A 21,162-nucleotide genomic window follows, 5' to 3' on the forward strand; every position below is an offset into this window, starting at 1 on the left:
GGAGCGTTCGGCAGTCCCTATGAAGCCGCATGTCTTCGATGATATAATAAACTCTTACAAGAAAGGGTGCTAGGTATGAAGAAGGGATTGGTCCTATTATTATCATTGCTGCTTGTAACCGCTCTGATGGCTGCATGCACGAAGAAGGAAGACAGCCCGAAGGAAAAAGGTGCTGCGTCGGAGCAGCCGGCTGCAGGCGATAGCGGGAAACAGGAGGCGGTCAAATTTACGATTAGCACTTCCGATCCGAAGCTAACGTGGGACACGCCTGTCGGGAAGCTATTGACGGAGAAAACGGGCGTATCGCTGGAGTATGTGCCGGTGCTGTCGTCCGATACGCAAAAATACGACATCTGGCTCGCCTCGGGCGATTATCCGGATATCGTCACTTCCGGCCGGGGAGAGAAATACCGCGACGCCGGTGCGTATATCCCGCTGGAAGATTTGATTGACCAGTACGGACCTAATATCAAGAAGAAATTCGGTAAATTTTACGATTTGCTGCGCGATGAGGACGGCCATATCTACACGCTCTATAATGTCAATCTAGCCGAGGAGACGCCAGCCAACGTACAAGCGTCGTTCGCTGTCCAATACGATGTGCTGAAGGAAGCGGGGTACCCGGAGATCAAGACGCTCGATCAGCTTTACGACGTGTTGAAAGCGTATACCGACAAGCATCCGACCGTGGACGGTCAAGAAGTCATTCCGTTTAGCGGAGCCGGACCTGACTTAACCTTCAACAATCCGGCGATTAACGCGGCGGGACATCCCGACCACGGCCGTTTCTATATCGACGAGGGCAACAACGTTCATTCGGCCCTTAGCGCCGATTTTACGAAGGACTATTTTAAGTTTCTGAATAAGCTCCAATCGGAAGGGATGCTCGACAAAGAAATTTTCAGCTTGAATTACGAGACGCTGGGAGCCAAAATCGCGCAGGGACGCGTATTGGCCGGCTATATCCCTCAATGGGTGCTCAGCGGGCCTGAGCAATCGCTTGTAGCAGCAGGCCAAGCGGACAAACAATATGCCAAGCTGGCCGTTTACTTTAATGACCAGGTCGTTGACCATTCCAATACGATCGTGGCGTCCGGCTCGAACAACAACTGGGGTATTACGACGAACGCCAAAAATCCGGAACGCATCATCCAGTTCGTCGACTACCTGTTCTCTGATGAAGGGCAGAAGCTCATCAATTGGGGCATCGAAGGCCAGCATTATGACGTTGTTGAAGGCAAGCGCGTTCGCAAGCAAGAATTTCTCGACAAGCTGAAGGCCGATCCCGATCTGGCTTATAGGGAAGGCACCAATGGCATCTACAGCCGGTTCAGCTTTGGCGATGGAGCGAAACTGGATGATGGAGATTACGCGACGCCGATTACAGCCGATTATATCGCCAGCAATTACGATGAAGAGACGAAGGGAGTATTGTCGAAGTACGGCAAGAAGGTTTGGGCTGATTTCATGCCCAAGCCCGAATATCTCCCTGCGTATCTGTGGCAGCTGAACGCGCAAGAGGAGGTCAACCCTATTTTCAAAAAACTCGAAAACATTTGGGTGAAAGAAACGCCAAGAGTCATTATGGCCAAGTCGCCTGACGAATTCGAGAAGGCTTGGTCGGACATGGTCGCCGAGCTGGACAAAGGCGGCGAGAAGCGGCTGGAGCAGTTATGGACCGATACGTGGCAGCAATACAGCGAGCGTTACAATGAAGCCGTAAAATAGGGAAACGAACCGGACATCCTTCACATGTGCAGGATGTCTCGGTCGTTATCGTACCGTGGGGGGATGCCGGTGAAGATCCGTACAAAAATATTTATGGCCAACACGCTGGTCGCCATCATCCTGCTTGGGGCGCTTACGTTCATAACAACCCGGTACAGCAGTAATCTGCTCCTCAGTAAGATGGAGGAGGACGTCGGCTATTCCGTCTCGCAGCTCTCGGAGAACGTAGACAATTTGCTGCAGTCGTACGAGCAAGTTGTGGATGCGCTCTATGCGAACAGCGATTTGAAGGATCAAATCGCCAAACGGTACGATAATTTTCTCGAATCGTACGACGTGTATTTGGACGAATATATCCCGTTTGTCAACTGGGTAAGATCCTCGTCGCGCAATGTGCTGCGCGTCATGACGTATACCGATAACCCGACCTTCCAATTTGCGGACGTCAGACTAATAGACCAAGAAATCCGGCAAACGCCGTGGTATGTAAAGTCGCAGCAGTCCGATATGCCGCTTGTCAAGACATGGACCTATCTCGGGAAGGATACGTACTATCGGTTCGGCGTGTTTCGCCTGTCGCAGAAAGTAAGCGGAATCGGCGCGGAAGGAAATAACGTCATGTACGTGGCTATCGATCTTCCCGACCGGGTGCTGTACGACCTGGTTACGAAAGAAAATTCGAAGCAGCGGTTTCTGATTGCACTGCCTGACGGCCGGATTGTCGTAGACAATATGGATCAAAGCTATGACAAGAAGCTATCCGATTCTCCGTTTTATTCACAAATTAAAGGGAAAAGCTTCTACACGGGCATGTACCGCTTCGATGACGGAAGCAAGTATTTGCTGACAGCTAAGGAACTGACTTCGCGCGGCAGCATACGGGGATTGAAGGTTATCAATCTGACCCCCATCGACGAGCTGCAAGCGAAGGTGAGAGAGATTCAGCAGCTCGCCATCCTGCTTTTTGCGTTAGCCGTCATCGTATCGGTGCTCGCGTTATATTTTATCTCAGCCGGCTTGACGAAACGGCTTATGCAGCTTGCGAATCGGATGCAGAGAACCGACGCGGACAACTTGCAGTCGTTCATCGAAGTCAAAGGAAACGATGAGATCAGCCGGCTCGGGTATATTTTTAACCGAATGATTCTGCGCATCGATAAACTTATTAAGGAAGTATACGAATCAGAGCTCGACCGCAAGGAATTGGAGCTGAAGAAAAAGGAATCCGAATTGTATGCGCTTCAAACTCAAATCAATCCGCATTATTTGTTCAATACATTGAATGCGATCCGCGGCAATCTGCTGGAGAAGGGCGATAAGGAGAATGCCAAAATCGTCAAGCTGCTGGCCACTTCGTTCCGCAACGTGCTTAGCCAAAGCGGACAAGTCGTCAGGCTGAGCGAAGAGATCGACATCGTCGATACGTACTTGCGCATTCAGGAGTTTCGGTTTGGCGAGCGCCTCGCCTATGATGTTCACATTCCGAGGGAACTCCATCAGCTTGAGATGCCTCGGCTGACGCTGCAGACGCTGGTTGAAAACGCGGTTGTGCACGCGCTTGAGAAAAACGAAGAGATGACGACCATCGTCATTCGCGCGCGCATCGTCGACCGCGATCGATACTGCGCGACGGTAGAGGATAACGGGCCTGGCATAACGTCGGACCGGCTGGACGAAATCATCGGGCGATTGAACGAGCCGGAGGGAAGCGACGATGGCAAACGCATCGGATTGCGGAATGTGCACCAGAGACTTCGCCGGTTGTATGGGAGCTCGTACGGAATTGAGTTCGAAAGCGTTCCGGGGTCTGGTACGAAGGTGACGGTCGTGCTTCCTGTGTCGCAATAGCGGGAATGCACCTTATAAGGAGGGGCTCGAATGCTGAAAGTGCTGCTGGTTGATGATGAGCCTGGAGCTCTGAAATCGATGAAGTATTTGGTTGATTGGGAGCAATACGGATTCCAAATTGCGGGGGAAGCGCGAAGCGGGAAGCAAGCGCTGGACTTATTGGAGCGGAATGATTATTCTTTGCTCGTTACGGATATCCGAATGCCGGGCATTGACGGGCTCGAGCTCATCTGCAAGCTGAGGGAGTTCTCGCAAATTCCGGTCATTGTCATGAGCGGATACGAAGAATTCGGCTACGTGAAGGAATGTATGAAGCGCGGCGTAAAAGATTATTTGCTCAAGCCGGTTGGAGAGGAAGATCTAAGCCGTCTTCTGACGACGGTGAAGTCCGAGTTCGCGAGTCAGCAGTTGCTAGACATGCAGCTTTACCTTGGCATACCGGCCATGCGCGACCAGCTGCTCAAAAAATGGGTACGCGGCGTTGTAAAGGAAGAAGAGGCTGCGGAACAGTTCGAGCTTCTAAAAATAAAAGTAATGACCGGCGACAGCTACTGCTGCCTATTCGTGGAGATGGAGTTCCTTGAGACGGGCGATTCGTTCTGGACGGATGCGGAAATTCAAATTAAACGGTTTGCGGTGCGCAATGTTATGGAAGATGTCATTGCCGGTTCAGGCTATATGTTCGAGGAATCGTTCGAACGTTACGGCGTGCTCCTGCATCCGCAGGGAAGCGGGGAGGATGACGACAGCTCGGAAGAAGCGATGCGAATATGTGAACGGATAAGAGATTGCGTGGCGAAATATGCGAAAGTAGCGGTGACAATCGGCCTTGGCGAAGTGGTTTGTTCTCCTAGAGAAATCGTGAGGTCGTGCTATACGGCAGATCAGATGCTCGACCGTAAGTTTCTGGTCGGCTCAGAGGCGATTATTACGCCGAATGGATTGGAGGCGACCGATGGCTGGAGCGCCCTTGAAGAAATCCAGCATGTTCAATACGTCGTTGAAGCGGTGAAAGAGCTGGACCGGGAGCGAGTAAGCCGGCAGTTGGCGGGCCGCATGCATGATTACGCAAAACAGCATACGCCCAAATCGATCGTCAAGTCGATGGTTCTCGAGCTGGTCGTCAATTTATTCCGGCTCGTCCGCGAGCTCGGCATTCCATACGAGTCGATCTTTAATTTGAATTTAAACGATTACGGTACGATTATGGAAGCGAAAAAGATGGAGAAGCTGTTCGAATTCGCGGAGAACAAATGTATGCAGACGATCGAGCAACTGGAACGATCGATGCCGCCTCAGCCCGCGAATACGGTTCAGCTCGTCAAACGGATCGTGGAATCCGAATACGGAACGAATATCAGCCTCAGAAGCATCGCATCGCAAGTCTATATGAACGCGGCTTATCTCGGTCAATTGTTCAAAGCGGAGGAAGGAATATCGTTTAACGATCATTTGCTTCGCGTCCGGATGGAGCGGGCCAAGGAGTTGCTGCTCGCGACGGAGCTGAAGGCGTACGAGGTGGCGCAGGCGGTCGGTTATCGGGAATTGGACTGGTTTTATAAGAGGTTTAAGGAATATACGGGGATGAGCACAAGTGAATTTCGCAATCGGTAAAAGGAGAATGGGGGAGAACGAATTGTTGGAAACGTTGATGGTTCTGCCGGTTCCGCGGCGTGCGGAGCGGCGAGAAGGAACATACGTTATGCCGGAACGGTTGACGATTGCGGGACTCACCGAGGACGCCGGTTATGCCGCAATAGCCGCCGAGCTCGGCGGCTATCCGGCGATGGGAACGGAAGCGGCTGTGGTCCGGCTGCAACTGATTTCCGAGTCGCAGGACGGGACAGCAGCTTCCGATCTGTCGGCGGAAGAGCTGCTATTATTACTCAATCCGGAAGGTTACGTACTGATCGTAAGTGCAGATGGCATCGATATATGGGCGGCGGAGCCTGCCGGCCATCTGTACGGCGTCATGACGCTGAAGGGGATGATGCGGCAATACGGTAGTGAGCTGCCGTGCCTGATTGTCGGTGACGCGCCGGCAATGAAGCGCCGCGGTATGCAATTAGCCTTTGCCCAAGGAATGACCGAATACCGGGCTTCATATATGGAGAATCTTGTGCGCGTGCTTGCAGGCTGGAAAATCAATGAGCTGTATTTGTATTTGGAAACGTTTTTCGATTTCCCTTCCCTGCCCCGACTTGGCGGACCTGGCGCGATGACGGCGGACGACGCACGGACGCTTGACAAGCTGTGCCGCGCATACAACATCAAGTTAATTCCGCAGCTTAACTTGCTTGCGCACAGCGGCGAATTGCTGTCGCTGCAGCGTTATCATCATTTGACAGAGAGCTCCGCCGAATCGGATTATCGGACTTCGAGCTCGTATACGATGTGCGCTAGCTCGCCGGAGGCGGATGAGTTGGCGGATCGAATGCTCGGGGATTTATTCGATTGCTTCAGCTCGGACGTGATCTGCGTCGGCGGCGATGAAGTGGAGAACATGGGAGAATGCCCGCTGTGCAAGCCGAAGCTGGAGGAGAAAGGGAAGATCGGCATCTACGTCGATCACTTCTCGCGCATTATGCGTGCAGCGAGCGTCCAAGGCCGCAAGATCGGCATATGGGGAGATATGCTGATCAGCCACTTTGCCAAGGCGACGCCGGACGAAAGACAATATGCGGTCGATGTGCTTCTCTCCGGCACGATCATATATGATTGGAGCTATGACGGCGGCTCCTTCGAATCGCTGCAGAGCTTCAAGGAAGCCGGGTTCGAGACGGTCGCTTGCAGCTCGACTCATCTATGTTATTCAAGCTCCGTGCATATCGGGCAACATGCCAAGCAGCTGGAGCTGTTCGCGGACGCTGCCGCTGCTGGAACGGCCGGCGGGATGACGACGGCATGGTGCAACGCGTACGGCTTGCATGAGGAGCAGATGAATTTCCTTGTAGCGTCAGGCGCGACGGCGTTATGGTCCGGCGCGGACGGAGGCGGTTCCGCTCGGAGCGGCGAAGAAGCGAACGAGGCACAACCGGAGCCTCGTTCCGATGTTCTGGCATACGGCGAACAATTCGAACGCGCTTATTCGCTGCAGCGATACGGGCTGCGGGAGACAGCGCTCACAGCCTATTGGCACGCGCTCGGCGACCCTGCCGGAGCTGTACTTGGACCTTTAGCCCCGCTTAACGGCGTAGACATTCGCAAATGCTTGTACCATACCGACAACGTGCTGATGATGTGGAAGCTCTATGCAGCGATATTGCGCGGCGAGAAGCTGGCGCAGTATGAGCAGGGCATCCAATATGCCCGCGGTCTTTGGGATCGTGTCGCTGCCGAAGCGGACCGCTTGCCCGGCGGCGCTGACACGTATCTTCCTTTGCAGGAAGGCTCTCTCCTTATGCATGAGCACTTGCTCCGCCGCTTCCGTATCACGGAAGAGATGTACGCCCTGTACGATAAGGCGGCGAAGGCGCAGTATCGCGATGCTGGCGAGTTCGGTTCCGCGCTTCAAGCGGCGGCTGCGCGTCTACTCGAGCATCTGGCCGACTTCACTCCGGTAGAAGCTTATCTCACGGAAGCGAATCGCATGCTCGGTTTGGAGAAGGCAAGCTTGCTCCGCCTCGATGCGACGAAGCGGAATATGAAGGAGCTGGCCGACTTCCTCGGTTATTTGGCCGAATCGGATCGGCCGCTGCCGGCGTTCGTCACGCTGCATGACGTCTTCCTGCGTCCGTTCTATTCGAACTGGTTCGTAGACCGCCAGCATGAGTGGGCAGCCGGCCCAGAACGCTTCCGCCGGTACAGCGTGCAGGACGGAGCGTGGAAGGCGAAGCCTTTCTAACAGATACATGAAGGAGTCCTCGCGGGTCTCCTAGAGCCCCTGATTTCTCAGGGGTTCTTTGGCTTGTGACACAAATCCAGTGGAGGTAGAGGGAACGTTTCGAAGGAACTAACGGGCAGTAGGTGTGTGGAACGGCTATTTATTATCGCTCTCTATTTTGCCAGAGTAACACATCCGCTTCACCTACAATATGATGAGTCTAGAAATCTAAAGAGGTGATTCAATGGCAGTCGTAAAAGCCAGGCAACAGGATATAAATATGTTGGCAAGGTTGCTTCGAGCTGAAGCTGAGACCGAAGGCGAAATGGGCATGCTCCTTGTTGGAAATGTTGGCATTAACCGAATAAGAGGGAATTGCTCCGATTTTAAAGATATCCGGACAATTCCCCAGATGATCAACCAGCCGCATGCGTTCGAAGCATTGCAGCATGGTATGTACTATCAAAACGCAAGAGAGAGGGAACGCCGTCTGGCGCAACGGGCTGTGAATGGGGAGCGGAATTGGCCAGGCGAATTCTCGCTATGGTATTTCCGTCCAGGTACGTTCGAAAATCCCGGACCATGTCCGCCAACTTGGTATGATCAGCCGTTCGTAGGAAGATGGAAGAAGCATTGTTTTTATCAACCGACCGTGAAAGAATGTGAAAATATATATAATACGTAATAATTTTATAAACGAAAAGAGCTCAGGATCTCTTAACCTGACTTGTCACAACCATGTGTTGGTTGATTTGAACTTTATCTCATTAAAGTGCCGCGTATATCGCGGCTTCTTTGAGTTTAGTGGAATAATGTTGTTGTCACGGTCTTTATTCGGTAACTATACCCACGTGAGAGGCCGTCCGATATAGGATGACAAGAAGGAAGCCAGGAACACATGTTCCTGTACCACTGAAGCGCTGGCGGTGATTACCTGTTATAGGACATGAATACATAGCGTTTAGCCGTGGCTGACAATTACACCACAAAAGTAAAAGAGGTCCACCAGAAAAACTGGCTGACCTCATGATACGAAGGAGTACGATAGTTCAATTCTTCGTCGCAACGAACGGGCCTTAAGACGGCGCGAAGTCGCTCCTTACCCTTGGCCGAATGTAAGTTCCTTCACTTTGTTTTTATCCAATCGTTTGATTACTTCGGTGATCAGCTTCACGGCATTTTCGAAATCCTCGCGGTGGAGAATCGCCGCATGCGTGTGAATATATCGCGTTGCAATCGAAATCGCAAGCGACGGTACGCCGCCGGCTGTCACGTGAATGGCGCCCGCGTCGGTACCGCCTCCCGCGACATAGTCGAATTGATAAGGAATGCCGAGCTCATCTGCAGTGTCGGTAACGAAGTTGCGCAGACGGCGATGCGAGATCATCGATCCGTCATAAATGAGAATTTGCGGCCCTTTGCCCATTTTGGCCAAGGCGTCCTTCTCGCTCACACCCGGCGTATCGCCGGCGATCCCTACGTCAACCGAGAAACCGATATCCGGTTGAATGACATTTGCGGCCGTTTTGGCTCCGCGCAAGCCGACTTCCTCTTGAACGGTACCGACGCCGTAAACGGTATTCGGATGCTCGACGTCTTTCAATTGCTTCAGCACATCGATCGCTATGGCACAGCCGATGCGGTTGTCCCATGCTTTGGCCATCAGCATTTTTTCATTTTTCATCACGGTAAATTCGCAAACCGGTACGATGGAGTCGCCAGGGCGAACGCCGAACTCCGTAGCTTGCTCTTTGCTTTCCGCGCCGATATCAATGAACATGTCTTTTTTGTCAACTGGATTTTTGCGGGCTTCCGGCGATAAAATATGAGGCGGCTTCGAGCCGATCACGCCGGGAATGTTCCCCTTGCGCGTCATGACGGTCACCCGCTGCGCTTGCATCACTTGCTCCCACCAGCCGCCGAGCGGTTGAAAGTATAGGAAGCCTTTGTCGTCGATTCGCGTCACCATGAAACCGATTTCATCCAAATGTCCGGCTACCATAATTTTAGGGCCGTCCGGGATCGTGCCCGTTTTTTGGGCGATCAAGCTGCCGAGATGATCGACCGTCACTTCGTCAGCGTAAGGGGCAATGTGTTCCCGCATAACGTCGCGCACTTCGTCCTCGTGACCGGGTACGCCGTTGGCGTCGGTTAGCGCTTTTAACATTTGCAAGGTAGAGTCCAAGAATGTTCCTCCTCCATTATTATCGACTATCAATCTATTATATATGACTATACAGTTCAAGTCATTAACTGGAACGCGGTCGCCTTATTCGCTGCACACAGTCCCTATTTGCCGTCTTGCCGCGGCTCGTTTTCGAAGAACAAATGGGATTTATCGTGTTTCATGCTTTGGACGAAGTATATTCGATGAGTGGGATCAAGCGGTTCGTCAGGATGTTCGCGGAAGCGGATACGGCCGTTTATTGCTTGATCGCCATAGAGGGAGTTTAACGCAACATATCATGGAGTTTTCATTTTATAAGTATGGTGAAATTTGAAAGAAAGAGGTCTCTATTATAAATGAAAAGAAAACAACTCTTAGTTAGACCAGGGATGAAAAATGCGATCTTGAGATTCCCGGATCAAACTGGGAGGTTTTGATATACAACACACCATTTAGAAAAGAAATGAGGAGGACTTAGCATGAAGAAAAAAGCAACGTATTTATTTAAACCAATAATCGGTGAATACGACTATATACTCGATTTTCAGGAAGGGCTTGCATGCGTTAGAAATAATGGCGAAGAATTTAAAGTCGGATATATAGATAAAACAGGTGATGTCGCTATTCCACTGGAATATTACGGAAGATATGAAAGTTTAAATGATGGTCCAAAATTTGTGATTAACCCCCTTTTTAGCGAAGGTCTTACACCCTTAATGAACAAAGACGGAAAATTTGGTTATCTTGACAAAAAAGGAAAGGTTGTTATTCCTTTTGAATATGACAACACACACTGGTTCAGCGAAGGTCTTGCAGCAGTAAAACAAGGAGGAAAATGGGGATTTATAAATAAAAAAGGCGAGGTCGTCATACCACTGGAATATGACTGGGCATTCTATTTCCAGGATGGGCTTGCATACGCACGAAAACACGGCAAACTTGGTTATATAGATAAAGCTGGAAAAAATGTCATACCGTTTGAATATGATTTTTATAGTGGAATGAGTATTGGATTTAGCAAAAGTCTTGGATTTAGTGAAGGTCTTACGCCTGTCGAAAAAAACGGCAAAAAAGGATATATAGACAAAACGGGCAAGGTGGTTATACCGCTTGAGCTTGAATTCGATTATATTGGCAGTTTTTGTAATGGCCTTGCAAGCGTAGCTATTGGTAAAAGCATAGAAATTCCTATGTTAGAGAATGAGAGTGAGGAAGATTATAAAAAAAGATTTAATGCATTAAACAAACAACGCTGGGGATTTATTGATAAAACAGGAGAAGTTATAATTCCAATAGAATATGAAAGAATATTAGGCATTAGCGAGGAATTATTTATAGTAGAAAAGGATGGTAAAAAAAGTTACATTGATAATAATGGAAATGTTCCATTTGCTACAGATTTTGATGTATTGAGTGTCTTTTATGAAGGGTTCGCAAGGGTAAACAAAGATAACAAATATGGATATATAGATAAGTCAGGTGATGTTGTTATACCGATCGTCTATGAAGAGGCAAGTCATTTCAAAGATGGACATGCGTCAGTAAAAATAGATGGCAAATATGGTTTTATAGATAAAACGGGAAGTATTATTGTACCTTTGGAATATGATTCGGCAGGATTATTTAACGAAGGGCTCTCAGTAGTGAAAAAAGACGGTAAATGGGGAATACTTCAAATAGAAACGGAAGAGTAAAATATGACTTCCTTCATAAAACTATACGTCAAATACATTTAGATCCCTCATTAGACCACCCACTAAACACCCAAATGAACCGCAAGAGGCATCGATTCACTTGGGTGTTTTTGCTTTGCAATCATGGGCACAAGGCAGCAGAGGCTTGATTGTCACTAATTATACCTCAAGATCCGGCGCTTCTGCATGGGAGGGAGTTGTGCGGCAGTTCCGGAATCACGGTTACCGAGCAAATAATACGAGTCATGTTCTAGTGACTGAAAAATGAATCCGCAGCGGTTTTGCGTCGATGGCGCGGAAATGATTAAAGAGGGTGACGCGGCTTTTAATTAACGGCATCAGCCCTTAGGGTTGGACTGCAGGCTCCGAGTATGAATCGGAAGCGGCGGTCCGGCCCTTTTTCGTGTGTCAGGCAATGCACCGAAGCACCGCCCCCGCCTGCATGTTTCACCGCGTAAATTCGCGCTTTTACCGGTAAATAAGAGGAAGGATGTAAAGAAACGCCGATCGCGAAAGAACTGCCGATGTACAAAGAAAGCGCCTTCTTATAAAGTGATTTCAGGCGGGACAGGCCGGACACAGGAATGTAACTCGCCGCTTCCGTCCCCCCATTACGCAACCGAAAGAGGTGAATCAATCTTGAAGCATGCGCCGCTTGCGACCGCCCGGCTGCGGGCCGCCACGGCGGAACGTTCGCCGCTCGTCAAGTCGCTGCGCAAAAATTGGGATTTATATCTGCTTATCGTACCGGTTATCGCCTACTACATCATCTTCCACTATATTCCGATGTACGGGCTGCAAATCGCGTTCAAAGACTTCATTGCTACGAAAGGCATTACCGGGAGCCCCTGGGTCGGCCTGAAGCACTTCGAGCGCTTCTTCGACAGCTACTACTTCTGGCGGCTGATCAAGAATACGCTCGGCATCGGATTGTACGAGCTGGCAGTCGGCTTTCCCATTCCGATTCTGCTCGCGCTCATGATCAACGAGATCCGCAGTGAGCGGTTCAAGAAGACCGTACAGACCGTAACGTACGCGCCTCATTTCTTGTCCGTCGTTGTTCTCGTCGGGATGCTCATGATGTTCCTCTCGCCGCAGCACGGCATCGTGAACCTGATCATCCGGCTGTTCGGAGGCGAACCCGTCTCCTTCATGACCGAGCCGGGATGGTTCAAGACGCTGTATGTCTTCTCGGGCGTTTGGCAGCAGATGGGCTGGAGCTCGATCATCTATTTGGCCGCCCTGACCGGTATCGATCCCCAACTGCACGAGGCGGCGAAGGTGGACGGAGCATCCCGGCTGCAACGCATCTGGCACATCAATATTCCGGGCATCGCACCGACCATCGTCATTCTGCTCATTCTGAACATCGGCTCTATTCTGGGCGTCGGCTTTGAGAAGGTCTTCCTGATGCAGAACAGCCTCAATATGGAGAGCTCGGACGTCATCTCCACGTATGTCTACCGCAGCGGGATCGTGGGTGCCCAGTACAGCTTCTCCGCCGCAGTCGGATTGTTCAACGCCGTCATCAATTTCGGCATGCTTGTCATTGTCAACTACATCGCGAGAAAGGTGGGGCAAACGAGCCTATGGTAAAACAGTCGTTCGGCGACCGGATGTTCGATGCGATCAACCATGTGCTGCTGCTGCTCTTGCTCGCCGTAGTGCTGTATCCGCTCGTATTCGTCGTCAGCGCCTCGATCAGCGATCCGTCCGCCGTTCTGAACGGAGAGGTCTGGCTGTGGCCCAAGGATCTGTCGATTACGGGCTATAAGAAAGTATTCGCCAATCAGGATATTCTGAGAGGTTATTTGAACACGATTGTGTATACGATTCTCGGTACCTGCGTCAATTTGGTCATGACCGTCATGGCGGCTTATCCGCTGTCGCGCAAGGAATTCTACGGCCGCAATGCCGTTACGGCGCTATTCGTCTTCACCCTGTTCTTCAGCGGCGGCCTGATTCCCTCTTATCTGCTCGTAAAGAATCTCGGCATGGTCAACACGATGTGGGCGCTGATTATCCCTAATGCGGTCGCGATCTGGAACATCATCATCATGCGGACGTTCTTTCAGCAGAGCATTCCGGGGGAGGTGCAGGAGTCGGCCCAAATAGACGGCTGCGGCAACATCCGGATTCTGCTCAAAATCGTGCTGCCGCTCTCCCTTCCGATTCTGGCGGTGATGACCCTGTTCTACAGCGTCGCCCACTGGAACGCGTTCTTCAACGCGCTGATCTACCTGACGGACCGGGGCAAATATCCGCTTCAGCTGATCTTGAGGGAAATTCTGATCCAGAGCAACATGCAGGAGATGATTCAGACGAACGAAGAGTCGCTCGCGAAGAGCATCATGGAAGCCGAATCGATCAAATACGCGGTTGTCATTATTGCCAATCTGCCGGTTCTTCTGCTTTATCCGTTTCTGCAGCGCTACTTTGTCAAGGGGATGATCATCGGGGCTGTCAAAGGCTAGGCAAGAAATACGCGAAGACTAAGGAGGAGTAAAATAATGAAGCTGAAAGTCTGGATGACATCCGCCCTCGCCGCCGTCATGGCGGTCAGCCTGCTGGCGGGATGTGCTAACGATTCGCCCCCGGCAACTGGAGGCGAAGGCGGAGAAAGCGGCGATAAGGCAGCCGTCAACGGAAGCGGCATGCCGATCGTCGCGGACAAGGTCAACCTGAAGATGATCGCGGGCAAGGCGCCGACGACGGCGCCGGACTGGAAGCAGACGATGCTGTGGCAGGAATACGAGAAGATGTCCAACATCCATGTCGAGTGGGAGATGATTCCGTTCGACAGCCTGGCGGAGAAGCGCAACATTATGCTGGCCGGGGGCGACTATCCGGATGCGTTCTTCACCGCGCAAATTCCAACGGCCGACCTGCTAAAGTACGGCTCGCAGGGAGTCTTCGTCAAGCTGAACGATCTGATCGACGAGTATGCGCCCAATCTAAAAGCGATTATGGAGAAATATCCGGAAGTAAAGAAAGGAATGACGATGCCGGACGGCAATATCTACGGCTTCCCGATGATTCTCGATCCGGAGTTCACCTCCGTTCTCGCCGGCGGCAAAATGTGGCTCAAGAAGGACTGGCTGGACAAGCTGAACCTGAAGGAGCCGGAAACGACGGAGGAATTCTATGAGATGCTGAAGGCGTTCAAGGAGGGAGATCCGAACGGCAACGGCCAGCCGGACGAGATTCCATATGAGGGCGTCGGATTGGGGTCTTTCATTAACTACATCAACGGCGCGTGGGGACTAGGCAACCGGGGTGTCCGGAATGCCAACGTTGATGTCGAACCGGGCGCGGACAAGCTGCGCTTCATCCCGGTCGATCCGCAGTACAAGGAGATGCTCCAGTACGTACGGAAGCTCTATGACGAGGGACTGATCGCCAAAGACATCTTCACCATCCAGGCGAATCAGTATTACGCCACCGGCGCGAAGGGCGTATACGGCACGACCATCACGACGAGCCCTTACACACTGATGAAGCAGAAGGATTATATCGGATTGGGCGCGCTGCAGGGTCCTCATGGCGATCAAATCTGGTCCGCCGTCGGCTCCGCGCTCTCTTCGGCGGGCGCCTTCGTCATTACGGACCGGAACAAGCATCCGGAGGCGACGGTTCGCTGGATCGATCATCTGTACAGCGACGAGGGCAGCAAGATGTTCTTTATGGGCTTCGAAGGGAAATCCTATGAGATCGATCCTTCAGGCGAGATTGCGTATACGAAAGAGATTACCGAAAATCCGGACGGGCTTACCTTCGAACAGGCTCTCGTTAAGTATGTCGTTTGGCCGGGCGGAGGCTATCCGAACATCGTGCGACAGAAGTTCTTTAAAGGTGCGGAGAGCCAGCCGGAGGCGGTCGAGGCTGCGAAGCGGTTCGCGAATCAGTTTCCGGAGGAGATCTGGCCGGCCTTCAACCTTACGGTGGAAGAGAGTGACCAAATGGCGACGCTGGGAGCCGATATCAACAGCTATGTCGCGGAGATGCAGGCGAAATTCGTATCCGGCAAAGAGTCTTTCGAAGAATGGGACCGTTACGTGGATACGCTGAAGAAAATGGGGCTGGACCAGTATATGAAGATTTATCAGAGCGCCTATGAGCGCTATAAGCAAGGGTGATTCCTGTCCGTGCCGGGTGCTGCCGGCGTTCCCGACACGCGGGACGCCGGGGACTCGGCCATTTCCACTTTTCTGATCCAATACTTGCCAGGGAGAGTGGTTGCATGATCAGAAGCCAGCGCTTTTACCATTATCTGTTCTCCTATATTCTCATGACGGTCCTCCTGCTCGTGATTATGAGCAGCGTGATCTATTCCAATTTTCTAAACACGCTCCGCAAGGAGGTGGAGCAATCGACGATCGCTTCGCTGGATCAGTTCCGGGATGCCGTCGATCTTCGCATGCAGGAGCTCAACCGGATGGCCATGCAAATTTCCGCCAACCCGCTTCTCACACCCTTTATGGTGACAGAGGACGGTTACGGTCCGTACAAAGCGGTTGCGGAGCTCAAGCAGTATCTGTCCACCAATCTCTTCATACACGATATCGTCATCCGGTTCAATGCCCGCGAGCCTGAACAGATGTATGGGGCCAGCGGCACCTACGGCATTGATCTGTTCTTCGAGGATATTTACCGTTATCAGGAATGGAGCAAAGCGGATTTTCTGCGGACCAGCGCCTCCATCCAAGCGCCGGTCATGCGTCCGCTGGAGCCCATACGGTTCAACCGGTTCACGGACGAGCGCTTCGCCACGTACATAGCCCCGCTCCCGGCCGGCTCCGATGCCCCTTACGGCGTCGCTTTGTTTCTCATCGCCGAGAATGCGTTTCGCAGTCTTGCGGTGAATGTCCTCGGTGATTATGACGGTCTGCTCTATGTGCTGGATGAACGATTCGGCGTGCTGTACGAATACAGGAACGGGGAACCAAAGGAGATAAGCGAGCGCATGCTGGAGCAGATCCGCGGCCAGGATCCGGACTGGAGGATCGGCAGCTTCGCCGCCTTGGACCGGAAATTTACGGCGGTGAGGCTGCCCTCGGGCAGCCGGGACCGATCCTACGTTGCGGTGATGCCCGAGGGACAAATCATGCGCAAGGTGGATGAAACCCGGGTGCTGTTCAACGCTACGGTCATCAGCGTCTTTGTGCTGGGCGTCATTCTCGCGGTCGGCTTCTCTATCCGTCACTATAAGCCGCTGCAGCGGCTCGCCGGGATCGTCTCGAGCCAGCAGCAGGGTGCGGCCGTTGTCCGGGGCAAGACCAGCGATGAGCTAGCCTTCATCTCCTCTGCCATCGCCCAGATGGCCCGGGAGAACGAAGGGCTGCTTCACCGGCTGCGCAGCCAGGCCGGCGCCTTGAGGGAGCAAGCGCTCCTTACGCTAATCAAGGGGAAGTTGAAGACGCCGGAGGAATGGGAGGATATGCTGAGCTTCTCGAATTTACGCCTGGATCGGCCGCATTTTGCCGTGCTGCTGTTTCTGATCGACGATTACGGGAGGTTCCGCCGCGATAATTCGGAATCGATGCAGGAGCTGCTTAAGTACAGCCTGATCAAGGTGCTGGAGGAGCTGTCGATCGAGGCCGGGAGCGGGTACGGCATCGAGCTGATCGATGGGCGGGGCATTGCATTCCTGCTCAACCTGAACGAAGGGTTCGACGATCCCGCCGTTATACGGGAGATTGCGGAGAAAGCCAAGCACGTGTTCCTGCAATTCCGATTTACGGCGACGATCGGAATCGGCGGCATCTGCAGCGACATAACGGCCATCTCGCGATCTTTCGTTGAAGCGACCCATGCAGCCCGTCACCGCTTCGTCAGGGGAGGGAATCAGATCATCTTCTTCCACGATATCGAGCCGGTCAAGGCAGGGGTGCACGGGTACCCGGTGGAGCATGTCGAGCAGTTGGTGAAGGTGATCAAGCAGGGCAACAGCCGCGAGCTTGGCGATACGGTGCGGGAAGCATTCCGGCACATCGTGGAGAAGAACGTCCCGATCGAGGCGGCGGAGAGCATCAGTTTCGATATCGTCAATAGTATCGTAAAGACGCTGATTGAGCTCGATATCGAAATCGACGAAGATCTCGGCGAAACGATGGAGCGGCTGTTCGTCCCGCATTTCGAGACGATCGAGGAGCTGGAGCAGGCTGTAACGGAGATCTGCGGCAACGTATGCCGTTACATCGCCGATCAGAAGGAGAGCAAGAACGTTCTCATGCTGGGCCGGATGAACGCGTTCATCGAAGCGCACTATACCGATCATACGATCAGCCTGGAGGTTATTGCCGAACAATTCGGTTTGTCGCCTTCCTATGCGACCCGATTCTTCAAGGACCAGACCGGCAATCCGCTGATGCGGCATATCGACACCTTGCGCATGCGCAGGGCGAAGCATCTATTGAAGACAACCAAGCTCAATTTGAAAGAGATCATGGTGGAAGTCGGCTATATGGACTCGACTAATTTCATTCGGAAGTTCAAGAAAATCGAGGGCATGACACCGATTCAATACCGGAATCTGACTGGGGGTTGATCCAGGGTGGTTCTGACAAGAGCCGGCCGGCATTATTAGCAAAAGAATCCAGGAAGATCGGAGACGACTCCTGTGCAACGATTGTCCGCCGGTGCCTATATCTGCTTCGCGGCTGCCTTTGCGCTGCATGGCGGCCCGAAAATCACCGCCGATGCAAGTAAGGGCTGCCGGGGCAGGGATATAAGGAATGGATGCCACCGGTCGCAGATTTAGCCCACAGAATTACGGAAACGCCTAAGAGGCAGATTGCGCCACCAATCTAGTCGTACAAATCGGACGGCGGAAATTCTCGACCGCAAGCTTGAGCAATCAAGCTTTTTTTCATTGGGTTCGTACCTTTAGACCCAGATCTATCACGTATAGACCGAAGCAGTCGACACGACTTTTCATAATTACAAAATATTTCATTTTTTTATACATTTCTTTGACAACTTAAATTAGGCACTGCGATGGATTTGACGAAACGGGAGGATGGGTTATATTACAAGGGTATTCCATATCATTCCATTCCTTCCAAGGAAATCGGAATCAGGAGGTCGAGCCGTTTCCCCATGGATCGCTTGCTGCAAACGACAATCGACGCCAATCTTGCAGAACCTCCTTATGCCGACAATTCGGAATACCTCATGGACGAAATGAAACGTCTCGACTTGCTTCTTAGGATCAGCCTCATTCGCCAATCCGGACGGACGCTCGACCCTGCACTGGATTCTGCCGAGGCGCTCGGTTGGTCAGAAGAATTGTTAACGACACAACTACACGCCCTCAATACCTGCATTCATAACCGCAAAATACTCTCCATGCGCCAAAGCATTCATTTATCGCTCCCGTATTTGGCCCAACTGTTTCAATTGTCAGACATGGAATCAATCGTATTGCTGGTTGGACTTTCTCCTGAATTGGACCCGAAATACGAGAAGCTATTCGCTCGCTTGCAAGAGGATCCGACCGCTCTCCGACCGAGCGTTCACATGGTGCAACGGCTGCTGCAGACGATATCTCCGAGCCGAGTCTATGCCCAATCGATCTTCGACTCTACGGGTAAGCTCCTGAAATATCAGCTTCTGCATTACATGGAACCGGACGAAACCAACTATTTGCTCTCCCGCCATTTCTATGTCGACCCGCAGATAGTGCGCTTCCTTATCGGCATTGAACAGCTGGACGGGAGACTCGAAGGGGCGGCGTATTTTGCCCCGCATCGAGAAGATCCCGATATGGAATGGCTGCATCAAGATGTGATAAATCGCATCCGTAGTCTTATCGAAAAGCAGCTCACTCCGAATGGCGGGTTGGAACAAAAGCTAATGTTCGTTTTAGCCGGGGAGCCCGGATCGGGCAAACAGCGCGTTGCAGAGTCCGTCTGCCGAAAGCTCGGTATATCGCTGCTCATCGGAGATATCGCCGTCATGCTTCATCACCCCACGACCTTCACCAGCCAATTGTTTTTGCTTTGCCGCGAAGCTCACATTCATCCCTCTGCACTCTGTCTCCTGCATACCAATTCGCTGTTTGAACAACCGGAGCAGCATCGCAAGGAAATCGCCGCATTCCTGGACATGATCGAGAAATTCCCGAACTTAACGTTCGTTTTGGGCAACAAACCCCGGTCTCTGTTGAGATCGCACGGAAACGGGGGGCTCATTGAGGTCGATGTTAAAATACCCGGACACGATTTACGCAAGAAGCTTTGGGAGCGTCTGGCCGATCGCGTCTCATTCGAGCATCCGCCCGATTTCGACGCTATTGCCGAGAAGTTCAGCTTTACGCCCGGACGCATCCAGAACGTGCTGTTCCTAGCCCAGCGAGCGGCTCTATGGCGCAACCCTGAACATCCGAAGGTATCGCTGGCGGATCTGCAAGCGTCTTGCTATTCGCAGACCGAACACCATCTCTATGATGGACTTGCGGACAAACTGCTGCCTTCCGGTACGTTCAGGGATTTGATTGTGCCTGCGGAGCAAGCGGCAAGACTGCAAGAGTTGATCGATCAGGTGAAATATCGCCGCATCGTACATGGAGAGTGGGGCTTTGGGGAGAAGCTGCGACGGGGCAAAGGGCTCAATATTTTGCTGCACGGACCGCCAGGCACAGGGAAGACGATGGCGGCGGAAGTGATCGCAGGCGAGCTCGGGCTGGATTTGTACCGGATCGATCTCTCGCAAGTGGTGAGCAAGTACATCGGGGAAACCGAGAAAAACTTGCACCGGATCTTTCAAGCAGCAGAGCAAAGCTACGCCATTTTGTTCTTCGACGAGGCGGATGCGCTTTTTGGCAAGCGAACCGACGTGAAGGATGCGCTGGACCGCCACGCCAACACCGAGATCGCATTTCTGCTGCAGAAGATGGAGGAGTACGACGGTATTACGATTCTCGCCACGAACTTGCTGCACAACTTGGACGCCGCTTTTATCCGCCGGATGCAATTCAGCATCGAGTTCCCGATCCCGGATGAAAGCAGCAGGCGCGATATTTGGAAAGCGATGTTCCCGGCTGATGCGCCGAAAAGCGAGGAGATCGACTACGATTTCCTTGCGCAGCGCTTTAAAGTTTCCGGGGGCCATATCAAGAACATCGTCCTATCTGCCGCGTTTCTCGCAGCCAAACAAGGACAATCCATCGGCATGGCGCATCTGATTCCTGCCTTGAAGCGTGAGATGGACAAGTCCGGCAAGCTGACGTCCAAGGAAGACTTCAGTCCTTATTACACCTTGTTGGGAGGGGACTGACCTTGAGTTCAAAAGCAATTTCGGATGTCGGCGATACGCTGCTTCAGCTGCTGCAGACCGAGATGGCGGATTTGATTCCAAACCCCAATCATATCGTGCTGCATTCTCCGGCAGGAATCGTAGAATCGAACGTTCGATTGTCGTTGTTCCTGTACAATTTGCTGGAAAATTCGTACATGCGCTATCAAGACAGCATCCTTCCGACGGATGCAAATTACAAACTGCCGCCGCTCATCCTGGACTTGCATTACATGCTGACTGCATACTCCGCTGCGGAAACGTTGACCGAGCGGACGATGGAGGAACATCAACTGCTAGGCAGAGCGATGAGCGTCCTGCACAATCATGCGTCGCTCGGGGGCGCCGAATTGAAAGGGAGTTTGGCCGGCAGCGACCAAGATTTACGCATCACGCTGAATCCGGTCTCCGTGCCGGAGATATCCGACATCTGGACGGCTTTCTCGGATAATAATTTACGACTGTCGGTTTGTTACGTCGTATCACCGCTTATCATTTTGCCGGATCCATTGACTGTCGGACCTGCCAAAACGGTAGACACCCGAGTATTCAAATTCGCAGCGCCGGTTCAATTGCTCGCCCAGAAGGACGATGACGCTTGACCTCAG

Annotated in this window: 13 protein-coding genes; 12 read left to right on the plus strand and 1 reads right to left on the minus strand. The window is 52.2% G+C overall.

All coding sequences use genetic code 11. From position 1 onward, the window contains the following. The first annotated feature begins 75 nt into the window (after nt 1–75). The 5 genes from L1F29_RS18050 (at nt 76) to L1F29_RS18070 (ending at nt 8,084) form a co-directional block, all read left to right on the plus strand. Nucleotides 76–1,728: an extracellular solute-binding protein gene (locus tag L1F29_RS18050; protein ID WP_258383452.1), complete on the plus strand. Its 1,653-nt coding sequence runs from the start codon at nt 76–78 to the stop codon at nt 1,726–1,728. 69 nt (nt 1,729–1,797) lie between these two features. Next, nucleotides 1,798–3,576: a sensor histidine kinase gene (locus tag L1F29_RS18055; RefSeq protein ID WP_258383453.1), complete on the plus strand. Its 1,779-nt coding sequence runs from the start codon at nt 1,798–1,800 to the stop codon at nt 3,574–3,576. A 30-nt stretch (nt 3,577–3,606) separates the two neighbouring features. Beyond that, entirely contained in the window at nt 3,607–5,190 is a 1,584-nt protein-coding gene (locus tag L1F29_RS18060) for a response regulator transcription factor (RefSeq protein ID WP_258383454.1), read from the plus strand. A gap of 25 nt (nt 5,191–5,215) precedes the next feature. Continuing rightward, a complete protein-coding gene (locus tag L1F29_RS18065; RefSeq protein WP_258383455.1) occupies nt 5,216–7,420 on the plus strand; it encodes a glycoside hydrolase family 20 zincin-like fold domain-containing protein in 2,205 nt (734 codons plus the stop codon). Nucleotides 7,421–7,643: 223 nt separating this feature from the next. Continuing rightward, entirely contained in the window at nt 7,644–8,084 is a 441-nt protein-coding gene (locus tag L1F29_RS18070) for a cell wall hydrolase (protein WP_258383456.1), read from the plus strand. A 414-nt stretch (nt 8,085–8,498) separates the two neighbouring features. Here the strand turns inward: L1F29_RS18070 and L1F29_RS18075 are convergent, their stop codons facing one another. Continuing rightward, nucleotides 8,499–9,566, minus strand: a complete 1,068-nt coding sequence (locus tag L1F29_RS18075; RefSeq protein WP_258389727.1) for a M42 family metallopeptidase — start codon at nt 9,564–9,566, stop codon at nt 8,499–8,501. A gap of 479 nt (nt 9,567–10,045) precedes the next feature. Between L1F29_RS18075 and L1F29_RS18080 the strand changes: the two genes are divergently transcribed. The 7 genes from L1F29_RS18080 to L1F29_RS18110 all read left to right on the plus strand — a co-directional run bounded on the left by L1F29_RS18080 (nt 10,046) and on the right by L1F29_RS18110 (nt 21,156). Next, nucleotides 10,046–11,260, plus strand: coding sequence for a WG repeat-containing protein (locus tag L1F29_RS18080; RefSeq protein ID WP_258383457.1), 1,215 nt, complete (start codon nt 10,046–10,048; stop codon nt 11,258–11,260). Between the two features lie 669 nt (nt 11,261–11,929). Further along, a complete protein-coding gene (locus L1F29_RS18085; protein ID WP_258389728.1) occupies nt 11,930–12,856 on the plus strand; it encodes an ABC transporter permease in 927 nt (308 codons plus the stop codon). Then, the gene (locus L1F29_RS18090) at nt 12,850–13,734 is read left to right on the plus strand and encodes a carbohydrate ABC transporter permease (protein WP_258383458.1); all 885 of its coding nucleotides are present in this window, start codon (nt 12,850–12,852) and stop codon (nt 13,732–13,734) included. The genes L1F29_RS18085 and L1F29_RS18090 overlap by 7 nt, the downstream gene beginning before the upstream one ends. 36 nt (nt 13,735–13,770) lie before the next feature. Next, on the plus strand, nt 13,771–15,396 hold the full coding sequence (locus L1F29_RS18095; RefSeq protein WP_258383459.1) for an extracellular solute-binding protein: 1,626 nt from the start codon (nt 13,771–13,773) through the stop codon (nt 15,394–15,396). Between the two features lie 104 nt (nt 15,397–15,500). Then, a complete protein-coding gene (locus L1F29_RS18100) occupies nt 15,501–17,807 on the plus strand; it encodes a helix-turn-helix domain-containing protein (protein WP_258383460.1) in 2,307 nt (768 codons plus the stop codon). Nucleotides 17,808–18,358: 551 nt separating this feature from the next. After that, the gene (locus L1F29_RS18105; protein ID WP_258383461.1) at nt 18,359–20,536 is read left to right on the plus strand and encodes an ATP-binding protein; all 2,178 of its coding nucleotides are present in this window, start codon (nt 18,359–18,361) and stop codon (nt 20,534–20,536) included. A 2-nt stretch (nt 20,537–20,538) separates the two neighbouring features. Next, nucleotides 20,539–21,156 carry a Pvc16 family protein gene (locus L1F29_RS18110; protein WP_258383462.1) on the plus strand — a complete coding sequence of 206 codons (618 nt, stop codon included), beginning with the start codon at nt 20,539–20,541 and terminating at the stop codon, nt 21,154–21,156. The last annotated feature ends 6 nt before the right edge of the window (nt 21,157–21,162 follow it).

The organism is Paenibacillus spongiae (assembly GCF_024734895.1).
Classification (GTDB): domain Bacteria; phylum Bacillota; class Bacilli; order Paenibacillales; family Paenibacillaceae; genus Paenibacillus_Z; species Paenibacillus_Z spongiae.